This window comes from Porcincola intestinalis (assembly GCF_009696445.1).
Lineage (GTDB): Bacteria > Bacillota > Clostridia > Lachnospirales > Lachnospiraceae > Porcincola > Porcincola intestinalis.
In genome coordinates this window covers 21,797-42,082 of record NZ_VULZ01000001.1, presented here as the reverse complement: position 1 = coordinate 42,082, position 20,286 = coordinate 21,797, and the positions used below count along the sequence as shown (strand labels likewise).

The following is a 20,286-nucleotide window of genomic DNA, read 5'->3' as shown; positions in this document are numbered from 1 at the left end:
GATTGGATGGAAGGGATCACAGTCTCAGGGGCAGGTCTGTCTTTTGTCATGGAATGCTTCAGAAAATATGTGGGCAAGAGCTGGGAGATTGCCGTTTTCTGCCTTGCCGGAATGATTGTCAGCGCACTGACCATCATCCGCAGCAGAAGGGCGATGAGAGCGGACGGAATCTATGCTGCGGCAAAAGTGCCGGATTCATCCGGAGCGGTTTACGGGATCGGTTCGGTCACCTGGATGAACTGGACACTTCTCATCATGCTTGGACTGACGGTTTACAATCCATTTCTGGTCAGAAAGCTGGTGCCAAAGCTTGGCATGACAACGGTATACTATCGGATGTTCTGGGCGTTTCCGCTGATCCCGGCGGCTGCCTTTTATCTGACCGAGCTGATTTTTCTGCCAAAGAAAAGGATGCTCCGCACAGCAGCCTGTGCTCTGGCGGCGGCTGGTATCATCCTGCTTATGCCGCTGAATCCGGGTGTCCGCTATCACCTGACACTTCCCGACAATGTCTTCAAGGTGCATGGTGCCATTCCGGTGATCTGCGATGTCATCCATGAGGATTTCGAGGCGTCTGAGCAGTACAGCTACTGGAACGAACGGGCGGAAGGGCTGGATCTCGATACAAAAAAGGGCGCAAGGACGTATGTCCTCTCGTTCCCGAGATGTGTCTTTCCGTCCGAACTGGAATTTCAGGTCCGGCAATATGACCCCGGGGTGACATTGACCTTCAACCGCAACATGCGGCTGTTCTACGATGGAAATACCTCAACGGGGATCCAATATACGAGCAAATCTGCAGCGTACCGGAGGCGGAAGCTGATCCTTGATGTCTGCCGAGGAAAAACAGAGGGTGTCACAACCGAAGATTTTCAGACAGCCATGAAGAAGACCCGGACGCAGTATCTGATTGTCAACCCGGCTCAGGCTGATCCCTCCTTCCTGAAAGTTGCAGGCTGCCGGCTTGTCAGCGAGACCGCCGGGTACTGCATCTATTCCTATGGCATCACAAAGGAAGGGTAAGCCCCGGCAGACGGCTGCCGACGGACTGCTGCTGTCTCCCTCAAGACTTGCATGAAGATTTGTCATCGATTTGTCATCGCGCTGCCAGCGCGGTTTATTTCCGATGGCCCGTTTTATTATCTTTATTTTTGGAAGCCTTCTGCTCAGCCTCGGCCTTGCGGAAGGCTTCTTTCTGATTTTTGCCGGAAAACACCCTTGCGACCAGCTGTATGGCATAGAGAAGGACCGGGATCAGCACCGTCATGACGATGGATGCCATCAGCCAGCCCTTCGAGTCTGCATTGCCGAATATGGCCAGCAGCATCGTCGCGAGGTACATGCCGATCAGGAGAATCGCCCCGACCAGAGCGAGAACCCGTCTTAACTTCTTCATTGTGATGTATAAACTCCTTTCACTCTCAAGCCGTGTTTATTAGAATATCAATTCACATTTGCCTGAGCAGAGTGTATCACATACAGACCGGAAAGCACACCGGAAAGCACAGCAGCCCCGGAATATCATTGAAAATGAATGGCTGATACGATATACTGTCCCAGTACATCTGGCCCCGGAAACAGGGGATCGAAAGCCGCCCTGAGAGCGGGAGATGACAATTTATCGATGAGATTGAGGAGAAACAATATGGCACTTTTGGATGACTGGCGTGCAGTGGCGTACAATACACAGGCTGACAAGAAAAAGCTTCAGCAGTTCTGGTCCGATTATTTTCTGAAGGAAAAGGCGATCTATGAGCAACTTCTGAAGGCATCGGACGATGTCGTGAAGGGGACAGTGAAGGAGCTGGCACAGAAGTACGATGTCACAGTTCAGACAATGACCGGGTTCCTCGACGGCATCAATGATTCGCTGAAGGAGAAGAATCCGATCGAGACCATGGAAGAGGATACGGAAGTCAACCTTGGCTTTGACAAGGTGCTTCTTTATAAGAACATGGTCGATGCGAAGGCGGACTGGCTCTATGGCCTTGAGGAATGGAAGACCATCTTTGACGAGAAGACACGCAAGGAGCTGTATCTCGAAGCCAAGAAGATGAATACCATTGTCAGACCGAAAAAGATCGGAAGGAATGACCCGTGCCCGTGCGGCAGCGGAAAGAAGTACAAGTTCTGCCATGGCCGGACGCCGGAGTTGCAGAAGGAGCTGGAAGAGCTGCTCGCGGCAAGAGGCGAGTAAGGCACATGAACGGGACGGCAGGCGGCTGGCAGGCAGCAGGGCTTCTGTGTCTGGGATATTATGTCGTGATCGCTGTGTATGCGGGACCGGATGCGGATTTCGGATGGTTCTGGATTGCGCTCGGCGCTGCTTTTCTGCTTGTATTTGGCAGAGACAGACTCGCGGTATCGCACCCGGGCCTGTTCCCGATTGTTCTCCACAGAATCTACGTGTCTCTTTTGTGTGCGGGGCTTCTCGCACTGGCTGCGTTCTGTCTGCCGGTTCTTTCGGGCATGCATCTGCCGGATCCCGAAGGCGCAGACTATATCATTGTGCTCGGTGCGCAGGTGAAGGGAGTCGAGCCGTCGAGGGCGCTGAAAAGACGCCTGGATAAGGCCGTCGAGGTTTCGGAAAAGAACCCTGATGCAAAACTGATCCTGTCGGGCGGAAAAGGAAGTGGAGAAGAGATCACGGAGGCCTTATGCATGGCCCGGTATCTCAGGCAGAAGGGAATTCCGGACAGCCGCCTGATCTTGGAAGACAGGTCGACGACAACCAGAGAGAACCTTCTGTTCTCGGACAGGATGACCGGCTGCGCATCCGGCCGATGCGGAATCGTCACCAACGATTTTCATGTAGCAAGGGCGCTCCGGATTGCCCGAAAGCTCGGATATGCTGACGCCGGCGGGATCGACGCTCCGGGGGATGCGTGGATGGAGCTGCACTATGTTGTACGCGAGTCGGCTGCACTGATCGTGGAGGAATTTCGTCATGACAAGACTTGAGAGAAGAGCGGCCCTTCTTGTGGCAGCAGCTGCTGCGGGAGTGGCTGCCTATGGAGTCCGCCTTGCAAAGAAGCGCGCCAGATATCTGGTGGAGAAGGCAGCGGCAGCCTTTCGGGGTGATGAAGTGTCTGAGCCGGAAGCAGGTGCCGGACAGTCAGGTGCAGATTCCGGGCCGGAAACAGCAGCGCCCGAGCAGGCAGCGGCAGATTCCGGGCTGAAACCAGCAGCACCCGAGCAGGCAGCAGCGCCTGAAACTTCAGAGAACTGATTCTGAACTGCCTTGACAAGTATGCGGGGCAGTGTTAGTATCTATATGTTTTGAGACAGGAAAGCAGAGGATTACTCTCACCCGGCCGATTTGTTCGCGCCGTGGTTCATATGTTTTCATCCCGGCTCATAAGTGGGCATTCGGGGTGGCTGTGAGCTGCGAGCGGATAACCTGGTTATCCGCTTTCTTGTTTATATGGTCGTTTACAGCGAATAAGGAGGGAAAAGCCATTAGCGATTTACAGATTAACGAACAGATCCGTGACAGGGAAGTTCGTCTTGTTGGCGAAAACGGTGAGCAGCTGGGCCTGATGAGCGCGCGTGACGCGCAGGAGAAGGCCAGGGAAGCAGGACTTGATCTCGTGAAGATCGCGCCGCGGGCGACGCCGCCTGTGTGCAAGATCATTGATTACGGAAAGTACCGCTATGAGCAGGTCCGTAAGCAGAAAGAGGCCAGGAAGAAGCAGAAGATCGTTGAGATCAAAGAGGTTCGTCTCTCACCGAATATCGATGTAAACGACATGAACACGAAGATGACATCCGCCAGAAAGTTCCTTGACAAGGGGAACAAGGTGAAGGTCACACTCAGGTTCAGAGGACGGGAGATGGCCCACATGCAGGCCAGCAGACATATTCTTGAGGATTTCGCGAAGGACTGTGAAGACATTGCCACGGTTGACAAGGCGATCAAGCAGGAAGGCCGTACCCTCACGATGATTCTGTCTGCGAAGAAGAACTGACCAAAAGGAGGAAACAAATTATGCCGAAGATGAAGACCAGCAGAGCAGCTGCGAAGCGTTTCACGAAAACAGGAACCGGAAAGCTGAAGAGAAACAAGGCTTACAAGAGCCATATTCTGACGAAGAAGACCACCAAGAGAAAGAGAAACCTTCGTAAGTCCGCCATCACCGACAAGACGAATGTTTCGAACATGAAGAAGATTCTTCCGTACTTATAATTGTCCTCCTTCAAGAGAACTGATTGAGTATGGTAACGGAGTAAAAGCAGGAGGATAAAAGAATGGCAAGAATCAAAGGCGCACTGAACGCAAGAAAGAAGCATAACAGAGTCCTGAAGCTCGCAAAGGGCTACAGAGGAGCACGCAGCAAGCAGTACAGAGTCGCGAAGCAGACCGTCATGCGCGCACTTTCCACCGCATATGCCGGCCGCAAGCAGAAGAAGAGACAGTTCCGTCAGCTCTGGATTGCCCGCATCAACGCGGCTGCAAGACTGAACGGGCTTTCCTACAGCAAGTTTATGTTCGGCCTCAAGCAGAGCGGCATCGAGCTGAACCGCAAGGTCCTGGCAGATATGGCTGTCAATGATGCAAAGGGCTTCGCTGAGCTTGTCAGCATCGCAAAGGAAAAGGTTGCGTAAGAGGCCGGCAGAGGGACAGGTGATGAATCATCCTGTCCAAAAGCCGTACGGGGCACCGGGCAGCAGCTGCTGCCCGGCGTTTTTACGCCTGGAAGGATGCCGTTTGATAAACGTTTGGAAACCGTTGGAAGCCGTTGAAAACGTTGGAACCCCGTTGGAAATCGTTTAGAAGATGTCGTTTAGAAAATGTAAAAAAAGATGTTGACAAGCACCCGGTGCTTTGGTAATATAACATTCGTTCGCGGAAGTGTCGGAATTGGCAGACGAGCAAGACTAAGGATCTTGTGGTATTCGTACCGTGTGAGTTCAAGTCTCATCTTCCGCAGCTTGGGAAACCGTCCTGATCTTCAGGACGGTTTTCTTGTTCCCAATCGGTTTCTGTCAGGATAAAAATATCTTGCAAAAACAATTGAGTTGGTTTATAATTTCTGCTGATTCTGGCATGGGGTTTTTATGCCCTTTCACCGAATCGTATTAAAACATACAGACATCGAGAAAGGAGGCTGGATTATGAAGGTTCGTTCTTCTGTGAAACCGATGTGCGAGAAGTGCAAGGTTATCAAGAGAAAGGGAAGAATCATGATTATCTGCGAGAACCCGAAGCACAAGCAGAGACAGGGCTGAGCAGAACCAAAAGCGGTATGTACGCACAGAACTGTGCGTTGACAATATACGATGAGATAAAAACCTGCCGGAGAGCTGAAGCGCATCCGGACATGAGGACAGGATTATTTCGTTGGAATATTGCCCTTAATACCGGCTCAGGATTCGTGCGGATATCACCCGCGCCATTTCAATACCGCAAGGCAGGGCGCGCACATTTGCAGGGATGAAAATCCCGGCTTAATGAACCGGAAAGGCTGTCTGCGATTGCAGCAGCTGGACCGACGCAGAGCATCGGTCCCAGTTAAAGACAATTCATTTTAGGAGGATTTATTACATGGCTCGTATAGCTGGTGTAGACTTACCGAGAGATAAGCGAGTTGAGATCGGCCTGACTTATATCTACGGAATCGGCCGCACAACTTCCAACAAGATTCTCGCCAAGGCGAGTGTCAATCCTGATACCCGTGTCAGAGATCTCACCGATGAAGAGGTTGAGAACATCCGCAGCGCGATGGATGAGATGGAAGTGATGGTGGAGGGCGACCTTCGCCGTGACACTGCGATGAACATCAAGAGACTGACCGAGATCGGATGCTACAGAGGTGTCCGTCACAGAAAGGGCCTTCCGGTTCGCGGCCAGAAGACCAAGACGAATGCGAGAACCCGCAAGGGACCGCGCCGCACTGTTGCCAACAAGAAGAAGTAATCAACAGACTCGGATGATCAATCAGAAAGCAGGTTTATAAAAGAATGGCAGATAAAAAGGGTGTAAAGAAAGTCACTAAGAAGCGTGTCAGAAAGAATGTAGAGAGAGGCCAGGCACATATTCAGTCATCCTTCAACAATACGATTGTGACGCTGACGGATGCTGAGGGCAATGCTCTTTCCTGGGCAAGTGCAGGCGGACTGGGCTTCAAGGGCTCCAGAAAATCTACTCCTTACGCAGCACAGATGGCGGCTGAGACAGCTACCAAGGCTGCAATTGTTCATGGCTTGAAGTCGGTCGATGTCTTCGTCAAGGGACCGGGTTCGGGACGCGAGGCTGCAATCCGCGCTCTGTCCGCGAATGGCCTCCAGGTCATCTCCATCAGCGATGTGACTCCTGTTCCGCACAACGGATGCCGTCCGCCGAAGAGAAGAAGAGTCTGACCGTATGAAGTCTCTGCGGCCGCCTGAGTATGGAAGGCTTGCAGGGATGGTATACAGATCGAAAAGATGCCATCAACATATATGGAGGTAGATCATAAATGGCAGTCAATAGAACACCTGTGCTGAAAAGATGCAGATCGCTCGGAATGGAACCCACCGTTCTGGGATATGACAAGAAGTCAAAGAGAGAGCTGAAGCGCGCCCGCAGAAAGGTCAGCGAGTATGGCCTGCAGCTGCGCGAGAAGCAGAAGGCAAAGTTCATATACGGCGTAACGGAGAAGCCGTTCCGCAACTACTATAAGAAGGCAGAGAGAATGCCGGGCATGACCGGTCCGAACCTGATGATCCTTCTGGAGTCCAGACTGGACAACGTCATCTTCCGCCTTGGCCTTGCCAGAACGAGAAGAGAGGCTCGCCAGATTGTCGACCACAAGCAGGTTCTTGTGAACGGAAAGTGCGTCAACATTCCGTCCGCACTTGTGTCTGCAGGCGATGTCGTCGAGATCAAGGAAAAGTGCAGAGATTCCCAGAGATATAAGGATATCGCAGAGGCAACCGGCGGAAGACTCATCCCGGAATGGCTTGAGCTGGATGCTGAGAACTTCAAGGCGACCGTCAAGAGCCTTCCGACCAGAGAGATGATCGATGTTCCGGTCGATGAAGTCCAGATCGTCGAGCTGTATTCCAAGTAATTACACCGGGGTACGCAAAAGTCAACAAGGCACACACCCATATAAGGAGGGACTGAGTTGCTCGATTTCATCGTTCCTAAAATTACAGTTGCAGAGATTTCCGACGACAAAAAGCATGGCCGCTTTGTTGTGGAGCCGCTGGAGCGCGGCTACGGCATCACGCTCGGCAATTCTCTTCGAAGGATCATGCTCTCCTCTCTTCCGGGAAGTGCTGTGAGCCAGGTCAAGATCGAGGGAGTGCTCCATGAGTTCAGCTGCATTCCGGGCGTCAAGGAGGATGTAACAGAGATCATCCTCAACCTCAAGAGCCTTGCGATCAGAAATCACAATACATCCGATGAGCCGAAGACAGCATATATTGACTGCTCAAAGGAAGGAGTTGTGACTGGCGCGGATATCGAGGCTGATCAGGATATCGAGATCGTCAATCCGGATCAGGTGATCGCACATCTGAACGGCGGATCTGACTGCAAGCTGAACATGGAGCTCACGATTACAAACGGGAGAGGCTATGTCAGCGCAGAGAAGAGCAAGAAAGACGATATGCCGATCGGCGTCATTGCTGTCGACTCAATCTATACGCCGGTTGAGCGTGTCAATATGACGGTTGAGAATACCCGTGTCAAGCAGAATACGGACTATGACAAGCTGACACTTGATGTCTGGACGAATGGAACACTTGCGCCGGACAAGGCTGTCAGCATGGCGGCACAGGTTCTGAGCGATCATCTCAAGATGTTCATCGATCTCTCGGATGCGCCGGTGCAGCCTGTCCTTACAGACACAAAGCAGGAGACAGACGGCGGACAGCTGGATATGACGATTGATGAGCTTGAGCTTTCTGTCCGTTCCTACAACTGCCTGAAGAGAGCCGGAATCAATACGGTCGGCGAGCTTTGCAACAAGACACCGGACGATATGATGAAGGTCCGCAATCTGGGCAGAAAGTCTCTTGAGGAAGTCCTTGCCAAGCTGAAGGATATGGGACTTTCACTGCGCAGCAGTGAGGAAGTATAACGAAAGAGATTGAAAGGATTTAAAAAGAAACCCCGGGAACCGAAAGGAACCCTGAGATTTACATGCAGACGGTAAGACCGAAGGATGCGCGTCTGTATGTCAGGAGTTTGGAGGATTTAAGAACATGTCAGGATACAGAAAACTCGGCAGAACATCTTCTCAGAGAAAGGCTCTGCTTCGCAGCCAGGTTACCCAGCTTCTCTATCATGGAAGAATCATCACCACCGAGTCCAAGGCAAAGGAAGTCATGAAGATTGCAGACGGACTGATTGCGCTTGCAGTCAAGGAGAAGGATGACTTCCAGACTGTGACCGTGACCGCAAAGGTTCCGCGCAAGGATGCTGAAGGAAAGAGAGTCAAGGAAGTTGTCGACGGGAAGAAGAGAACCGTCTATGACGAGGTCCAGAAGGAGATCAAGAAGGACAACCCGGCAAGGCTTCATGCAAGACGCCAGATGCTGAAGGTTCTCTATCCGGTTACGGAAGTTCCGAAGGAAGCTGCCGGAAGAAAGAGAAATACCAAGAAGATTGATCTGCCGAAGAAGCTTTTTGAGGAGATCGCTCCGAAGTATGTCGGCCGCAACGGTGGTTATACCCGCATCATCAAGATCGGGGAGCGCCGCGGTGACGGAGCAATGGAGGTCGTTCTGGAGCTTGTCTAAGGCTTTCTGACGACAGATATTTCTTCGTACAGGATTCAACAGAGATGAGAGGGCCTGGCCTGCAGCTGCAGGCCGGGTCCTTTTTTTAAGCGACGATCGAACAGACAGAAGGCCTATGGAAGATCTTCATATGACACCGCCGGATACAAGGATCCGTGTTCTTTTTATACTCGGGGAGAGCAGCATGGATGCCCTCTGCATGCAGGAGACAGGACGCGCATATTTGAAGGAGATAGGCCGCAGAGCTTTCAGTGTCCAGATTGTGCAGCGCCAAGGCATAAAGCAGGCATATTCGGATGCAGATCTTGTGGTGACGGACAATCTGGATCTGTCGGCGGCCCTTGCTGGAAATGGATTCTTTGTTGCAGGGTATCAGCCGGATGCAGACGGCGGTTTTTTCGATGGTGCTTCCTATGTGATTCAGTCCTTTGAGGACGCAGACGCGGAGGGCCTTTTGAATGCGTACAGGCGGTGGAAAGGGATACCGGTCCGCATCGGGGAGACAAAGCGTCTGCTTGTCCGGGAAAGTACGAAGGAGGACTATCCGACACTGAGCCGAATTCTAAGCGAGGTACGGGAGCCGGATGCCGGGGGCATCAGACTGTGGCAGAGCATCGAAGAAGACCAGTATCTTGCATATATCAAGGCAACCTACAGCTTCTGGGGGTTCGGGCTCTGGACTGTGACTGAGAAGAACAGCGGGGAGACTGCAGGCTGGTGCGGGCTGATCCCGAAAACGGACAGCCTTTCGCCGGATGGCCGGATTGAGCTGGGATATGTGATTGCGGAAAAGTGGCGCAGGCAGGGCTTTGGAACGGAAGCCTGCCGGGAAATACTCCGCTACGCGGCTCAAAAGACCGGGATTGAGGAGATATGGGTGTTGATCGACCAGCGGAACAAGCCTTCTCTCAGGCTTGCGGAGAAGCTCGGTTTCAAGGAGAAGACAGTCATTCCTGCGTCTGCATGCGGCGTCAACGTCCCGGATGCTGACGCACGATTGTCAGTACGGACCATTGTTCTCAGGCGGAAGAACTTATAAGGTATAAGGGAAGGATAAAGGAAGGATAAAGAAATAGATTCAAGGAAAACTGGGTATAACAGATCATTCTCATATGATCTGAGAACAGGATCACAGATGAAGAAAGGAGCGGAACATGGCACAGAATCCAGTTGTAACCATCACCATGGAAGATGGGGGCGTCATGAAGGCAGAGCTTTATCCCGATATGGCATCGAACACCGTCAACAATTTCATTTCACTCGTAAAGAAGGGGTTCTATGACGGGCTCATTTTCCACCGCGTCATCGCCGGTTTCATGATACAGGGCGGAGACCCGGAGGGGACCGGGATGGGCGGGCCCGGCTATTCGATCAAAGGAGAGTTCCGCCGCAACCATTTTCCGCAGAATACCCTGAGGCATACGCCGGGTGTCCTGTCGATGGCGAGATCGATGAGCCCGAATTCAGCAGGATCGCAGTTCTTTATCATGCACGGAGACGCCCCGCATCTCGACGGTGAGTACGCCGCATTCGGGAAGGTGACGGAGGGAATGGAGGTCGTGGACCGGATTGCACAGTCTGAGACCGACTATTCAGATCGTCCGATGGAGGAGCAGAAGATTCAGTCCATGACAGTTGAAACCTTTGGCGTGGATTATCCGGAGCCGGCGAAGTGCTGAGCCCTGCGGAATCCTTCACGATCAGGGATTTGTGCATTTGGGCAGGGTTACGGAAACTCAGCGGTGTGATCTTACCTGAACCGAAAGGCAGGAAGAATCGGGTGAGCATAATGAACAAACTATAAGTATTAAAATTGTTGAAAAGAAACAAATCGACTACACAGGGCCAAAATGGTGTTGAAACTATTCTGGCCCTGTGCTATTATTCAGTCATCACCGGAAACGATACCGACAACGTTGCCGACAACGGTTCCGGTAAGGCTTCCGATAGGAAAGAAGCAACCCAAAATCATGTATGTCAAAGGAGAGGACGAGACATGAAAAAGAAAGCCGTAAGTATTCTTATGACTGCTGCAATGGCAGCAAGCATGCTTGCCACAACTGCGATGGCAGGCGAGACAGAAGCTTCCACAGAAGCTTTTGATCCGGGTACCGGCAAGGTTTATCTGCTGAACTTCAAGCCGGAGACTGACGAAGCATGGCAGACGCTTGCATCCGATTACAGCAGCCAGTATGGCGTCGATGTCACGGTTCTGACCGCAGCTGACGGACAGTACAACACAACCCTGACATCTGAGATGGCAAAGAGCGATGCTCCGACCATCTTCACAGTCGGCAACGCGACAGCAGCTCAGACCTGGAATGACTACACCTATGATCTGAAGGATACGCCTCTTTACAGCCATCTGACCGACAAGTCACTGACCGTCAACTACGATGGCAAGGTTGCAGCGATTGCAAACTGCTTCGAGTCTTACGGCATCATCTACAACAAGACGATCCTGAATGACTACTTCCAGATGGACAATGCCAAGGCAAAATCCATGGATGACATCAATTCCTTCGATACCCTGAAGGCTGTTGCAGATGACATCCAGTCCAGAGTCGATGAGATCAACGATAAGTTCGGAACCAGCCTGACTGAGGCATTTGCTTCCGCAGGCCTGGATGATTCCTCTTCGTGGAGATTCTCTGGACACCTTGCAAACCTTCCGCTGTACTATGAGTTCAAGGATGATGGTGTAGACCTGACAGCAGGTGAGCCGACCATCAAGGGTACCTACCTTGACAACTTCAAGAATGTCTGGGATATGTATGTATCTGATTCTGCAGCAGATCCGAAGACCCTGAACTCCGGCTCCTACAATGCAGAGCAGGAATTCGGAATGGGCGAGGCTGTGTTCTATCAGAACGGTGACTGGGAGTTCTCAGCATTGACCAACGAAGACAATGGTTATGAAGTCAAGGCTGAAGATCTCGGAATGATGCCGATCTACTTTGGTGTCGATGATGCGAAAGAAGGCCTCTGCTCCGGAACCGAGAACTTCTGGGCAATCAATGCAAAGGCTCCGCAGGAGGATATCGATTCTTCTCTTGCATTCCTCAACTGGGTGATCACCTCTGACGAAGGCCGCAAGGCGATGGTCGATGACATGGGACTTACCTGCCCGTTTGATACCTTCACCGGCGACTATGCTTCCAGGAATGCATTCGGCGCTGAGGCAACGGCTCTCCAGTCTGCAGGAAAGACTTCTGTTGCATGGTCCTTCAACGCAACACCGAATGTTGATGACTGGCGCAAGGATGTTGTCAACGCTCTGACAGATTACACCTCCAACGGCGGAAGCTGGGATGCAGTCAAGACCGCATTCGTTGATGGATGGGCACATCAGTGGACGCTGGCTCATGAGGGAGAGGCATCAACTGAGGCAGCTACCGAGGCAGCTACTGAGGCTGAGTAAAGATCGGATGTCCGGCAAAGGACAGAAAATCTCCTTGATGAAGAGAATGTGAATCACCGGGGATGAGTTGCAGATACGGAACTCATCCCTTTTTTTTCTCACGAATCGGCTGGTGCCTGATGAGGGAACCGAAGCTGAGCCATGGCGAGGGAGAAATTTTATGCAAAAGTCAATCAAGAAATATTTTCCATTATTCATGCTGCCGACAGCGATTGCATTCCTGATCGGCTTCATCATCCCGTTCTTCTATGGAATCTTCCTGTCATTCTGCAAGTTTACGACTGTGACAGACTGGAAATGGGTAGGATTCAAGAACTATTCCAGAATCTTTGTTGTGAACGGCAAGGTTGACACGACCTTCCTTCATTCCATCTGGTATACGTCACTGTTTACGGTCGTGACAGTCGTGATCATCAATGTCGTTGCATTTGCGATCGCACTGGCACTGACGAAGGGAATCAGAGGAACGAATTTCTTCCGGACTGCATTCTTCCTTCCGAACCTGATTGGCGGAATTGTCCTGTCCTACATCTGGATGATGATTTTCAACGCTGTTCTTCAGAATTACAGAATGACGATCACCACTTCTCAGTGGAGCGCATTCTGGAGTCTGGTCATCGTTGTATGCTGGCAGCAGATCGGGTACATGATGGTCATCTACATCGCCGGGATTCAGAACATCTCTCCGGACCTGATCGAGGCAGCCGAGATTGACGGAGCGAACAGCAGACAGCTGCTCCGCTATGTCACGCTTCCGATGCTGGCTCCGACCATCACCATCTGCACCTTCCTGACACTGACGAATGGGTTCAAGCTCTTTGATCAGAACCTCGCACTGACAGGCGGCAACCCGAACCATCTGTCTGAGCTGCTTGCCCTGAACATCTACACAACGATGTATGGTTCGACCGGCTGGCAGGGTGTCGGCCAGGCAAAGGCAGTGATCTTCTTCATTCTGGTCGGTGTGATCTCGCTGATTCAGAATAAGATGTCCAGAAGCAAGGAGGTGGCGTGACCATGGCAAAGGCAAAGAAGCTGAACAAGGCAGCGCAGGAGGTTTCAACTGTACGCCGCGCCAGACACGGCGGCCTGCTGACCGTGATTTTCACGATCATATCCCTGATCTGGATTTATCCGCTCGTCGTCGTCACTCTCAACTCCTTCAAGAAGAAAGCGTTTATCTTCAAGAACCCGTTTGGCATCAGCCGGTACTCGCTGTTCAGCGACGGAGCTGAGAAGTGGGAGAAGGGCATCAAGCAGGTGTTCTTCGGCATGAGAAACTATGTGAATGCATGGAACAAGACCGGATTCCCGAGAGCGTTCGTATTCTCCCTGTTCATCACGGTATTCTCCGTCATCGTGATCATTCTCTGCACCTCCATGGCAGCATGGTACATCGTGCGTGTGAAGTCGAAGTTTACTTCCCTGTTTTACATCCTGTGCCTGTTTTCGATGATCGTCCCGTTCCAGATGGTGATGTTCACGCTGTCCAAGTTTGCGAACATCCTGCATCTCGGTAATCCGGTTGGTATCATCGTTGTGTACCTGGGATTCGGCGCAGGGCTCGCCGTGTTTATGTTCACCGGCTTTGTCAAGAGCATTTCCCTTGAGATTGAGGAAGCCGCGATGATCGACGGGTGTTCGCCGGTGCAGACCTTCTTCAAGGTTGTGCTGCCGATCATGAAGCCGACTGTCATGACAGTTACAATCCTCGAGTCCATGTGGATCTGGAACGACTACCTGCTTCCGGCACTGGTTTTGAATATCAACAAGTACAAGACCATCCCGATCGCAGTCCAGTATCTGAAGCAGTCCCACGGAAACATTGACTGGGGCGCGATGATGGCGGTACTGGTCATGGCCATCATCCCGATCGTGATTTTCTATGCATTTGCACAGAAGTACATCATTGAGGGCGTTCTGGCCGGAGCCGTCAAGGGCTGATGAAAAACGCATGAAAGGAAATGCACGTACATGAGATATGCAGGAATCCTGCTTCCGATTTCCAGCCTTCCGTCTCCATACGGAATCGGAACATTTTCAAAGAGTGCCCGCCAGGTTGTTGACCAGCTGGAGGCTGCCGGCCAGCATTACTGGCAGATCCTCCCGCTGGGTCCGACGGGATACGGGGACTCTCCCTACCAGTCCTTCTCTGCTTTTGCAGGAAATCCGTATTTTATTGACCTGGACGCTCTGATTGAGGAAGGGCTTCTGAAGAAGAGCGAGGTGGATACCGTCGATTTCGGGCAGGTGGACGAGACGAAGGTCGACTACTACAAGCTCTATACAAACCGCTTCACGGTCCTGAAGCTTGCCTGCGGGAGAAGCCGCTTTGACCAGACAAAGGAGTACAAGAGGTTCTTCTCGGAGAACGAGGACTGGCTTCCGGACTATGCGCTGTTCATGGCGGTCAAGAATGCAAATAATGGAAAAAGCTTTCAGGAATGGCCGCTTGAGCTGAGAAAGAGGGATCCGGAGACACTCCGGAAGGCAAAGGAGACATACAGCGGAGAGATCCGTTTCTACTGCTTCCTCCAGTATATGTTTGCTTTCCAGTGGAGCAGCCTCAAGAAGTATGCCAACGATCATGGCATTGAGATCATCGGGGACATTCCGATCTATGTGTCGCCAGACAGCTCGGATTTCTGGGCGCATCCGGAAATGTTTCAGGTGGATGAGGACGGAAGGCCGAAGGCTGTCGCAGGCTGTCCGCCAGATGCATTTTCGGCCGACGGACAGCTGTGGGGCAACCCGCTTTACGACTGGAGCTATCATGAAAAGACAAACTTCTCTTGGTGGAAGAGAAGAATCGATCACTGCCTCAAGCTGTATGATGTCGTGCGGGTTGATCATTTCCGCGGGTTCGATGAGTATTATTCCATTCCCTACGGCAGTGTGAATGCGGTGAAGGGAAAGTGGATGCCGGGACCCGGCATGAAGCTGTTCCGTGCGCTCGCGGAGAACCCGAAGGTGACGTCAAAGTCGATCATTGCGGAGGATCTCGGATTTTTGACACCGTCTGTCATTCAACTGGTGAAGGATTCCGGATTCCCGGGGATGAAGGTCATCGAGTTTGCGTTCGACTCCAGAGACTCCGGAAACTACCTGCCGTATAATTATCCGCACAATTCCATCGTCTATACGGGAACACACGATAATCAGACGCTCTATGCGTGGTACGATGAGCTGTCAGATGACGACAGAAAGCTTGCGGACGATTATCTTGGACTTGCAGATGTACCGAGGAAGGAGAAAACCTGGCAGTTTATCCGGCTTGCAATGGAGAGCGTCTCAGATACCTGCGTGATTCCGATGCAGGACTATTTGAACCTTGACAGTTGGGCGAGGATGAATCATCCTTCCACGACCGGTGGAAACTGGTGCTGGAGATTGAGAAAGGACGAGTTTTCGGATGAGCTGGCATCGAAGATCAGGAGGCTGACGAAGATATCCGGCAGACTGGCACAGAGAAATACAAAGTGACTGATGGATGGCAGGGCAGGTGGTGAGGGCCCTGCCATCTTTTTGTGAAGGCGACCGCTCATCATCGGGTGCGGGCAGGAGATTATCCGGAGATCAGGCATGAGGTTCATCCATTCGGCGGGACAGACAGCTGTCAGAACAGCATCCGTATGCCGCCTGCATACGGATCATTGCATCTGCCTGCGGTACTTGCTATAATGCTTGAGTCTGCGGTCTTTGCGGCTGAGACGGAAGGAACGATACAACATGGAACAGATCACAATTAAGGAAATAGCAAAGATCTGCGGAGTCGGTGTCAGCACGGTCTCCCGTGCGATTAACAACCACCCGGATATCAATCCGGAGACGAAGAAAAAGATCCTTGACACCATTACGGAATACCAATATATTCCAAACAACAGTGCCCGGAACCTGAAGCGGTCTGAAAGTAACACAATTGCAGTCCTGGCAAAGGGGATCAGCAATCCGCTCTTCGGCGCGATGGTTCAGATGCTGGAACGTGATATCCTGGGAAAGCAGTACCTGTTTGTTCTTCAACAGGTGGATGAGGAAGAGAATGAAATCGAGGCTGCAATCCGCCTTGAAAAGGAGAAGCGGCTGAAAGGAATCATATTTCTTGGAGGAGCCAGCCATCCGAGGGAAGATCTGCTTCACCAGCTGACGGTTCCGTATGTAATCTGTACGGTCAATGCCGTGCTCGGGGAGAGCCTTGACAACTTCGGAGTTGTTTCCATCGATGACGAAGCCGAGAGCTACCGGATGGTTGATTATCTCTGCCGGATGGGACATCGGCGGATTGCCATTCTGACCTCTCTGGCGCGGGATTCCAGCATCGGGACGCTTCGCCTTGAGGGGTACAAGAGAGCGCTGAGGGACAACGGAATTGAGTACGACGAGTCTCTCGTGGTCACGATGGACCCGGATGAGCAGACCTATACGATGCAGAATGGCTATCAGCAGACGAGGAGACTTCTGAATCGGGGAGTCCCCTTTACAGCGGTGTATGCAATCGCGGACGTGATCGCAATCGGAGCCTGCAAGGCGATCTTTGATGCGGGAATGAAGGTGCCGGAGGATGTGTCCGTCGCCGGATTTGACGGCCTGGATCAGGCATTGTATTACCAGCCCTCGCTGACTACAATCGAACAGCCGATCAGAGAGATGACAACGGAGGCAAGCCGAATTCTCTTTGAGCTGATCAACGAGAAGACGGGGAGAAGGTATCGCATATTCCCGGCGAAACTGCGGGAGGGACAATCGGTAAGAAGAATATCAGGATGAAGAGTTCAGACAGAAGATCGATCATAGAAGGACATGATCTGACATACGAGTACCTCCATTATGACGACGACGGCAATGTGGACGCTTCCTACAAGGCGCTGAAGGGCGTCAGCCTCGATGTGAAGGAAGGACAGTTCATCGCGATTCTGGGGCACAACGGTTCCGGAAAGTCGACGCTTGCCAGGCAGCTGAATGCGCTGCTCGTCCCGTCGGGAGGTACTCTTTTTGTAGACGGACTGGACACCCGAGAGGAAAAGAATGTCGGAGCGATCCGGCAGGCAGCCGGCATGGTCTTTCAGAACCCGGACAATCAGATCATCGCCTCCGTCGTGGAGGAGGATGTAGGGTTTGGCCCTGAGAACATGGGGGTTCCGACGAAGGAGATCTGGGAGAGAGTCCGGAAAGCCCTGAAGGCTGTCGGCATGTGGGAATACCGGGAAAGTTCTCCGAACAGGCTCTCCGGAGGCCAGAAGCAGCGTGTCGCGATTGCGGGTGTGATTGCGATGAAGCCGAAATGCATCGTGCTGGATGAGCCTACGGCGATGCTGGATCCGGGCGGACGGGCGGAGGTCATCCGGACAGTACGGGAGCTGAACAGGACAGAAGGGATCACCGTCATATTAATCACCCATTATATGGAAGAGGTGATTCACGCAGACCGGGTTCTTGTCATGGACGAGGGGACTGTTGTGATGTCAGGGACACCGAGAGAAGTCTTCTCAAATGTCCGTGCATTGAAGGAAATCCGTCTGGATGTTCCCTTTGTCACGGAACTTGCGGACAGGCTGAAGGAGCGGGGAGTTCCGCTGCCGGACGGGATCCTGACGGTGGAAGAGCTGACAGAGGAGCTGGAGAAGATCAGGCATGGAGATCAGAATCGAGCATCTTAATTACATATACGGCCTGGGAACCTCTTACGAGAAAAAGGCGCTCGATGACATCAGCCTGACCATCCGGAGCGGGGAGTTCATCGGGATCATCGGCCATACGGGTTCTGGAAAATCGACGCTGATTCAGCATCTGAACGGGCTGAACCGGGCTTCGTCCGGGCAGATTTTTGTCGATGGAAAGAAGATCTATGAGGACGGATACCCGATGCGGCAGCTCCGGTTCCGGGTCGGTCTGGTGTTCCAGTACCCGGAATACCAGATCTTTGAGACAACGGTGCTGAAGGATATCTGTTTCGGACCGAAGAATCAAGGGCTTTCCGAAGAAGAGGCAGGAGGGCGCGCAAGGGCGGCGATGCGCATGGTCGGACTTGACGAGAGCTACGAGAACAAGTCTCCATTTGAGCTGTCCGGCGGGCAAAAGCGAAGGGTTGCGATCGCCGGGATCCTGGCGATGAACCCGGAGGTTCTGGTGCTGGATGAACCGACTGCAGGTCTGGATCCGAAGGGGCGGGATGACATCCTGGGGGTGCTGAAACAGCTGCACCAGGAGTCCGGCATTACCGTTGTGCTGGTTTCGCACAGCATGGAGGATGTGGCGGACTATGCCAGCCGGATCATCGTTCTCGACAAAGGGAAGGTGCTGTATGACGATATCCCCGCAAGGGTGTTTTCTCATGTGGAGGAGCTGGAGTCGATCGGACTTGCGGCCCCGCAGGTGACCTATGTCATGCGGGCTCTTCGTAGAATGGGATGGGACGTCAGCCAGGATGTGACGACGCAGGCGGAGGCGGCGGATGAGATTCTGGAGGTGCTCAGGAAGGCAGGGGTGAAATGCTGAAGGATATGACAATCGGCCAGTATTACCCTGGCAATTCCCTGATCCACAGGCTGGATCCGCGCGTCAAGCTGCTCGGAACCCTCGTCTTTATTATATCTCTTTTTACATTCAGCTCGATCAGTGCCTATGCGCTCGCGACGGTGGCCGTGCTGACAGTGGTCACCATGTCGGGGGTACCGCTTCGCTACATCCTGAAGGGCCTGAAGCCCATCTTCATCCTGATGCTGATTACGATTCTGTTCAATCTGTTCATGACGCCGGGCACGGCTGTGCTTCAGATCTGGAAGCTGAAGATGACGGAGGAAGGCATCCGGTTTGCGATCCATATGGCGGTCCGCCTGACGTATCTGATCATCGGTTCCAGCATTCTGACGTTCACCACGACACCGAACAGCCTGACAGATGGGCTGGAGTCCGGGCTCGGATGGATGAACAGGCTTCATGTACCAGTTCATGAGATTGCGATGATGATGAGCATCGCGTTGCGGTTCATCCCGATTCTGATGGATGAGACGGATAAAATCATGCGGGCGCAGGAAGCCAGGGGAGCGGATTTCCAGTCGGGCGGCGTCTTCCACAGGGTGAAGGCGATGGTGCCCCTTCTCGTCCCGCTCTTTGTCTCAGCCTTTCGCCGGGCAAATGACCTTGCGCTTGCAATGGAGGCGAGAGGGTATCACGGCGGGGCTGGAAGGACGAAGATGAAGCCGCTGGTTTATCACAGGAAGGACTGGATCGCCTTCCTGGTCATGGCAGGCTATATGGCCGCACAGATTCTGCTGAGAATATTTGTAAAGATATGAAAAGAGTCAAACTGACGGTCGCCTATGACGGGACCCATTATCATGGCTGGCAGATTCAGCCGGAAGGAGATACGATCGAGGCCGAGCTCAACAGGCACCTGTCCGAGCTTTTGAAAGAGGAGATCCATGTGACAGGCGCAAGCCGGACGGATGCAGGGGTGCACGCGTTGGGGAATGTCGCGGTGTTCAACACGCAGGCCAGAATGCCGGTGGACAAGATTGCCATCGCAATGAACACGAGGCTGCCGTCCGACATCCGGATTCAGAAATCCGAACAGGTGCCGGAAACCTTCCACCCGCGTTTCTGCCGGGTGCGCAAGACCTACCGCTATCAGATCTGGAACAGGCCGGTCCAGAACCCCCTGGTGTCGCGCTACTCTACATTTTACTATTATCCGCTCGATGCGGAGAAAATGGACAAGGCTGCGCATTACCTTCTGGGGCGGCATGACTTCTCCTCCTTCTGCACGGCAATGCCGGACAGACCGAACCATGTGCGCACAATCGAGGAGATCTCTGTCCGGCGTGAGGGGGATATGATCACGCTTCAGATCACCGGAGACGGCTTCCTCTACAACATGGTGCGCATCATCGCGGGCACACTCCTGAGAGTCGGCGGCGGTCAGATGAAGCCGGAGGAGATGAAGACCGTGCTCGAGGCGAAGGACAGAAGCCTTGCCGGGGACACGGCGCGGCCGGAGGGCCTGACACTGATGGGAATTGAATATCTGGATGATAAACAGAGGGGTTGACAGGGGCGATCCCCATGAATATAATAATTCAGTGCGGCTATGAGCCGCTCATCTCTGAGTGATAAGCGTTTACCGGAAAGAACGCTTTTCC

The 20,286-nt window shown here is 52.7% G+C and carries 25 protein-coding genes and 1 tRNA gene; 25 read left to right on the top strand and 1 reads right to left on the bottom strand.

Annotated features, from left to right (window positions below; genetic code table 11):
- Positions 1–6: 6 nt before the first annotated feature.
- Entirely contained in the window at positions 7–1,023 is a 1,017-nt protein-coding gene (locus tag FYJ35_RS00250; RefSeq protein WP_154521433.1) for a hypothetical protein, read from the top strand.
- A gap of 94 nt (positions 1,024–1,117) precedes the next feature.
- Here FYJ35_RS00250 and FYJ35_RS00245 read toward each other — a convergent pair whose 3' ends face one another.
- The gene (locus tag FYJ35_RS00245; RefSeq protein WP_205839637.1) at positions 1,118–1,396 is read right to left on the bottom strand and encodes a hypothetical protein; all 279 of its coding nucleotides are present in this window, start codon (positions 1,394–1,396) and stop codon (positions 1,118–1,120) included.
- 249 nt (positions 1,397–1,645) lie between these two features.
- Between FYJ35_RS00245 and FYJ35_RS00240 the strand changes: the two genes are divergently transcribed.
- The 24 genes from FYJ35_RS00240 (at position 1,646) to truA (ending at position 20,195) form a co-directional block, all read left to right on the top strand.
- Positions 1,646–2,197 carry an SEC-C metal-binding domain-containing protein gene (locus tag FYJ35_RS00240; RefSeq protein ID WP_154521430.1) on the top strand — a complete coding sequence of 184 codons (552 nt, stop codon included), beginning with the start codon at positions 1,646–1,648 and terminating at the stop codon, positions 2,195–2,197.
- A gap of 5 nt (positions 2,198–2,202) precedes the next feature.
- Positions 2,203–2,961, top strand: a complete 759-nt coding sequence (locus tag FYJ35_RS00235; RefSeq protein WP_154521427.1) for a YdcF family protein — start codon at positions 2,203–2,205, stop codon at positions 2,959–2,961.
- Positions 2,948–3,229: a hypothetical protein gene (locus FYJ35_RS00230; RefSeq protein WP_154521424.1), complete on the top strand. Its 282-nt coding sequence runs from the start codon at positions 2,948–2,950 to the stop codon at positions 3,227–3,229. Before FYJ35_RS00235 ends, FYJ35_RS00230 begins: the two co-directional genes overlap by 14 nt.
- Before the next feature lie 229 nt (positions 3,230–3,458).
- Positions 3,459–3,968, top strand: a complete 510-nt coding sequence (gene infC / locus FYJ35_RS00225; RefSeq protein ID WP_320808086.1) for a translation initiation factor IF-3 — start codon at positions 3,459–3,461, stop codon at positions 3,966–3,968.
- A 20-nt stretch (positions 3,969–3,988) separates the two neighbouring features.
- On the top strand, positions 3,989–4,186 hold the full coding sequence (gene rpmI / locus FYJ35_RS00220) for a 50S ribosomal protein L35 (protein WP_154521418.1): 198 nt from the start codon (positions 3,989–3,991) through the stop codon (positions 4,184–4,186).
- 62 nt (positions 4,187–4,248) lie between these two features.
- The gene (gene rplT, locus FYJ35_RS00215) at positions 4,249–4,605 is read left to right on the top strand and encodes a 50S ribosomal protein L20 (protein WP_154521415.1); all 357 of its coding nucleotides are present in this window, start codon (positions 4,249–4,251) and stop codon (positions 4,603–4,605) included.
- A 241-nt stretch (positions 4,606–4,846) separates the two neighbouring features.
- A tRNA-Leu gene (locus FYJ35_RS00210) sits at positions 4,847–4,930 on the top strand.
- A gap of 185 nt (positions 4,931–5,115) precedes the next feature.
- Positions 5,116–5,229: a 50S ribosomal protein L36 gene (gene rpmJ / locus FYJ35_RS00205; protein WP_154521412.1), complete on the top strand. Its 114-nt coding sequence runs from the start codon at positions 5,116–5,118 to the stop codon at positions 5,227–5,229.
- Positions 5,230–5,545: 316 nt separating this feature from the next.
- A complete protein-coding gene (gene rpsM, locus FYJ35_RS00200) occupies positions 5,546–5,917 on the top strand; it encodes a 30S ribosomal protein S13 (protein ID WP_154521409.1) in 372 nt (123 codons plus the stop codon).
- 44 nt (positions 5,918–5,961) lie between these two features.
- Positions 5,962–6,360, top strand: a complete 399-nt coding sequence (rpsK, locus tag FYJ35_RS00195; RefSeq protein ID WP_154521406.1) for a 30S ribosomal protein S11 — start codon at positions 5,962–5,964, stop codon at positions 6,358–6,360.
- A gap of 98 nt (positions 6,361–6,458) precedes the next feature.
- Positions 6,459–7,052 (top strand): 30S ribosomal protein S4, encoded by a 594-nt coding sequence (gene rpsD, locus FYJ35_RS00190; RefSeq protein WP_154521402.1) that lies wholly within the window; start codon positions 6,459–6,461, stop codon positions 7,050–7,052.
- Positions 7,053–7,109: 57 nt separating this feature from the next.
- The gene (locus tag FYJ35_RS00185) at positions 7,110–8,069 is read left to right on the top strand and encodes a DNA-directed RNA polymerase subunit alpha (RefSeq protein WP_154521399.1); all 960 of its coding nucleotides are present in this window, start codon (positions 7,110–7,112) and stop codon (positions 8,067–8,069) included.
- 124 nt (positions 8,070–8,193) lie between these two features.
- Positions 8,194–8,730 (top strand): bL17 family ribosomal protein, encoded by a 537-nt coding sequence (locus FYJ35_RS00180; protein WP_154521396.1) that lies wholly within the window; start codon positions 8,194–8,196, stop codon positions 8,728–8,730.
- A 115-nt stretch (positions 8,731–8,845) separates the two neighbouring features.
- A complete protein-coding gene (locus tag FYJ35_RS00175; protein ID WP_154521393.1) occupies positions 8,846–9,769 on the top strand; it encodes a GNAT family N-acetyltransferase in 924 nt (307 codons plus the stop codon).
- 115 nt (positions 9,770–9,884) lie between these two features.
- On the top strand, positions 9,885–10,409 hold the full coding sequence (locus tag FYJ35_RS00170; protein WP_154521390.1) for a peptidylprolyl isomerase: 525 nt from the start codon (positions 9,885–9,887) through the stop codon (positions 10,407–10,409).
- Between the two features lie 317 nt (positions 10,410–10,726).
- On the top strand, positions 10,727–12,151 hold the full coding sequence (locus tag FYJ35_RS00165; protein WP_154521387.1) for an ABC transporter substrate-binding protein: 1,425 nt from the start codon (positions 10,727–10,729) through the stop codon (positions 12,149–12,151).
- Positions 12,152–12,311: 160 nt separating this feature from the next.
- Positions 12,312–13,166: a carbohydrate ABC transporter permease gene (locus FYJ35_RS00160; protein ID WP_154521385.1), complete on the top strand. Its 855-nt coding sequence runs from the start codon at positions 12,312–12,314 to the stop codon at positions 13,164–13,166.
- Positions 13,167–13,168: 2 nt separating this feature from the next.
- On the top strand, positions 13,169–14,095 hold the full coding sequence (locus tag FYJ35_RS00155) for a carbohydrate ABC transporter permease (protein WP_154521382.1): 927 nt from the start codon (positions 13,169–13,171) through the stop codon (positions 14,093–14,095).
- A gap of 30 nt (positions 14,096–14,125) precedes the next feature.
- Positions 14,126–15,634, top strand: a complete 1,509-nt coding sequence (gene malQ / locus FYJ35_RS00150; RefSeq protein WP_154521379.1) for a 4-alpha-glucanotransferase — start codon at positions 14,126–14,128, stop codon at positions 15,632–15,634.
- Positions 15,635–15,880: 246 nt separating this feature from the next.
- On the top strand, positions 15,881–16,915 hold the full coding sequence (locus FYJ35_RS00145) for a LacI family DNA-binding transcriptional regulator (RefSeq protein WP_154521376.1): 1,035 nt from the start codon (positions 15,881–15,883) through the stop codon (positions 16,913–16,915).
- A complete protein-coding gene (locus FYJ35_RS00140) occupies positions 16,912–17,805 on the top strand; it encodes an energy-coupling factor transporter ATPase (RefSeq protein ID WP_154521373.1) in 894 nt (297 codons plus the stop codon). The genes FYJ35_RS00145 and FYJ35_RS00140 overlap by 4 nt, the downstream gene beginning before the upstream one ends.
- Complete coding sequence (locus tag FYJ35_RS00135; RefSeq protein WP_154521371.1) at positions 17,780–18,643, top strand: energy-coupling factor transporter ATPase; 864 nt, start codon at positions 17,780–17,782, stop codon at positions 18,641–18,643. Before FYJ35_RS00140 ends, FYJ35_RS00135 begins: the two co-directional genes overlap by 26 nt.
- Positions 18,637–19,443, top strand: coding sequence for an energy-coupling factor transporter transmembrane component T family protein (locus FYJ35_RS00130; protein ID WP_154521369.1), 807 nt, complete (start codon positions 18,637–18,639; stop codon positions 19,441–19,443). Before FYJ35_RS00135 ends, FYJ35_RS00130 begins: the two co-directional genes overlap by 7 nt.
- Positions 19,440–20,195: a tRNA pseudouridine(38-40) synthase TruA gene (gene truA, locus FYJ35_RS00125; protein ID WP_154521367.1), complete on the top strand. Its 756-nt coding sequence runs from the start codon at positions 19,440–19,442 to the stop codon at positions 20,193–20,195. The genes FYJ35_RS00130 and truA overlap by 4 nt, the downstream gene beginning before the upstream one ends.
- Positions 20,196–20,286: the final 91 nt, after the last annotated feature.

What these genes read in the sequence shown, in the direction of transcription:
- FYJ35_RS00250 (WP_154521433.1), top strand. Translation starts at nt 7, where the DNA reads ATGGAAGGGATCACAGTCTCAGGGGCAGGTCTGTCTTTTGTCATGGAA.
- FYJ35_RS00245 (WP_205839637.1), bottom strand. Translation starts at nt 1,396, where the DNA reads ATGAAGAAGTTAAGACGGGTTCTCGCTCTGGTCGGGGCGATTCTCCTG.
- FYJ35_RS00240 (WP_154521430.1), top strand. Translation starts at nt 1,646, where the DNA reads ATGGCACTTTTGGATGACTGGCGTGCAGTGGCGTACAATACACAGGCT.
- FYJ35_RS00235 (WP_154521427.1), top strand. Translation starts at nt 2,203, where the DNA reads ATGAACGGGACGGCAGGCGGCTGGCAGGCAGCAGGGCTTCTGTGTCTG.
- FYJ35_RS00230 (WP_154521424.1), top strand. Translation starts at nt 2,948, where the DNA reads ATGACAAGACTTGAGAGAAGAGCGGCCCTTCTTGTGGCAGCAGCTGCT.
- rpmI (WP_154521418.1), top strand. Translation starts at nt 3,989, where the DNA reads ATGCCGAAGATGAAGACCAGCAGAGCAGCTGCGAAGCGTTTCACGAAA.
- rplT (WP_154521415.1), top strand. Translation starts at nt 4,249, where the DNA reads ATGGCAAGAATCAAAGGCGCACTGAACGCAAGAAAGAAGCATAACAGA.
- rpmJ (WP_154521412.1), top strand. Translation starts at nt 5,116, where the DNA reads ATGAAGGTTCGTTCTTCTGTGAAACCGATGTGCGAGAAGTGCAAGGTT.
- rpsM (WP_154521409.1), top strand. Translation starts at nt 5,546, where the DNA reads ATGGCTCGTATAGCTGGTGTAGACTTACCGAGAGATAAGCGAGTTGAG.
- rpsK (WP_154521406.1), top strand. Translation starts at nt 5,962, where the DNA reads ATGGCAGATAAAAAGGGTGTAAAGAAAGTCACTAAGAAGCGTGTCAGA.
- rpsD (WP_154521402.1), top strand. Translation starts at nt 6,459, where the DNA reads ATGGCAGTCAATAGAACACCTGTGCTGAAAAGATGCAGATCGCTCGGA.
- FYJ35_RS00180 (WP_154521396.1), top strand. Translation starts at nt 8,194, where the DNA reads ATGTCAGGATACAGAAAACTCGGCAGAACATCTTCTCAGAGAAAGGCT.
- FYJ35_RS00175 (WP_154521393.1), top strand. Translation starts at nt 8,846, where the DNA reads ATGGAAGATCTTCATATGACACCGCCGGATACAAGGATCCGTGTTCTT.
- FYJ35_RS00170 (WP_154521390.1), top strand. Translation starts at nt 9,885, where the DNA reads ATGGCACAGAATCCAGTTGTAACCATCACCATGGAAGATGGGGGCGTC.
- FYJ35_RS00165 (WP_154521387.1), top strand. Translation starts at nt 10,727, where the DNA reads ATGAAAAAGAAAGCCGTAAGTATTCTTATGACTGCTGCAATGGCAGCA.
- FYJ35_RS00160 (WP_154521385.1), top strand. Translation starts at nt 12,312, where the DNA reads ATGCAAAAGTCAATCAAGAAATATTTTCCATTATTCATGCTGCCGACA.
- FYJ35_RS00155 (WP_154521382.1), top strand. Translation starts at nt 13,169, where the DNA reads ATGGCAAAGGCAAAGAAGCTGAACAAGGCAGCGCAGGAGGTTTCAACT.
- malQ (WP_154521379.1), top strand. Translation starts at nt 14,126, where the DNA reads ATGAGATATGCAGGAATCCTGCTTCCGATTTCCAGCCTTCCGTCTCCA.
- FYJ35_RS00145 (WP_154521376.1), top strand. Translation starts at nt 15,881, where the DNA reads ATGGAACAGATCACAATTAAGGAAATAGCAAAGATCTGCGGAGTCGGT.
- FYJ35_RS00140 (WP_154521373.1), top strand. Translation starts at nt 16,912, where the DNA reads ATGAAGAGTTCAGACAGAAGATCGATCATAGAAGGACATGATCTGACA.
- FYJ35_RS00135 (WP_154521371.1), top strand. Translation starts at nt 17,780, where the DNA reads ATGGAGATCAGAATCGAGCATCTTAATTACATATACGGCCTGGGAACC.
- FYJ35_RS00130 (WP_154521369.1), top strand. Translation starts at nt 18,637, where the DNA reads ATGCTGAAGGATATGACAATCGGCCAGTATTACCCTGGCAATTCCCTG.
- truA (WP_154521367.1), top strand. Translation starts at nt 19,440, where the DNA reads ATGAAAAGAGTCAAACTGACGGTCGCCTATGACGGGACCCATTATCAT.